Source organism: Hydrogenivirga sp. 128-5-R1-1, from assembly GCF_000171895.1.
Genome location: NZ_ABHJ01000344.1, coordinates 1 through 1474 on the forward strand (window position 1 = coordinate 1; position 1474 = coordinate 1474).

Genomic DNA, 1474 nt, shown 5'->3' on the forward strand with positions numbered 1-1474 from the left:
AAAAACATGAAAAGATGGCTAACAACTAAAGAAGCTGAGAACTATACAAATCTTTGTTTAAACACTTAAAAAATATACATGCAAGGAGATATAGTAGCAAAAAAGTAGGAAGCAAATGGCTTTGGGATAGAGAAAGCATAGACAGATTTTTAGGATATGAAGATTATGCAGTTAAAAATATGTTGTCAGAGTTAGGTATTAGATGTTAAATTAAACTTTATGAGGTTATTCAAAAGAGAAAACGGCATATACTATGTGGAATTTGAAAGGGGCAAGAAGCGAAGCCTAAAAACAAAAGATAAAGCCCTTGCCCAAAGACTCTTTAACCAGCTAAAAAGAGAATATCTCAAAGGCAAAATTATATTACTTTCTGAAGGAAAGAAAATAAAACTATCTGAATTCATAGAAGAATATCTTGAATGGTGTAGAGAAAACCGGTCAGATGAAACATTCAAAAAAGCAAGATATGTACTGCAAAAACTTAAAGATCATACTGGAGACATTTACATAAAGGCATTAACTAAAAAGCATTTAGATGAATATGTAAGCACCTTACTCGCACAAGGCATTTCGAGAACAACTATAAACATTCACATCAGGACTATAAAATCAGCTTTAACAAAAGCAGTAGAATGGGAATACGTACAAAACCATCCATTAGAAGGATATAAACAATTAAAAGTCCACCAAACCCCTCCAAGATTCCTACTTCCTGAGGATATAGCTAAAGTTGAAAAAGTGATCGATGATGAATTTTGGCTTTTTGTGTTTAGGTTATTTGTTTACACCGGGATGAGACTTGGAGAAATTCATAAACTGCGATGGAAGCATATAGACCTAAATAGAAATGTCATTAAAGTTGAAAAAACAAAAACCTTTCAATCGAGAGTAATCCCAATTCACCCAAAACTAAGGGCCGAGCTTGAGGCAAGAACTCCAGCTATGGGAAAAGTTGTCCCTTATGCAAAACCAACTATAGAGCATAAACTAAAAAACTGCTTCAAAAAAGCAGGATTTAAAGATTTAAGAATCCACGATTTAAGGCACACCTTTGCAAGCTTAATGGTTATGGCAGGAGTAGATTTAAAAACAGTTCAAGAATTATTAGGGCATCAGTCTTATAGAACAACAGAGATATATGCTCATCTTTCTCCTCAGCACCTGCATGAAGCTATTAAAAAATTCCCGATTTGAAATATACTTTTGCACCCAAAATGCACCCAAAGACAATTTAAGCTATTAATAACTATATATTATAAACATCTGCAAATCCCTTATACGCCGGTTCGATTCCGGCCTCCGCCTTTCAAAATAAAACCCGTCTTAGTATTGTATTTCATTAAAACAAGATTTTATTAGGTTTTAATAAAATAAACCTGTTCCCCTTATGTCCACAAAATTGTAAAATTTTTGATGAAATTTTATGATTTGAAAGCAAATAGCATTTTTTGAAAATCCCTAAAAAACAAATGCC

Annotated in this window: 1 protein-coding gene; it reads left to right on the top strand. The window is 32.9% G+C overall.

Annotated features, from left to right (window positions below; translation table 11 throughout):
- The first annotated feature begins 219 nt into the window (after window positions 1-219).
- Window positions 220-1194, top strand: a complete 975-nt coding sequence (locus tag HG1285_RS01765; protein WP_008289309.1) for a site-specific integrase — start codon at window positions 220-222, stop codon at window positions 1192-1194.
- The last annotated feature ends 280 nt before the right edge of the window (window positions 1195-1474 follow it).

Excerpts from the sequence above, each read along its gene's own strand:
- HG1285_RS01765 (WP_008289309.1), top strand. The coding sequence starts at position 220 with ATGAGGTTATTCAAAAGAGAAAACGGCATATACTATGTGGAATTTGAA.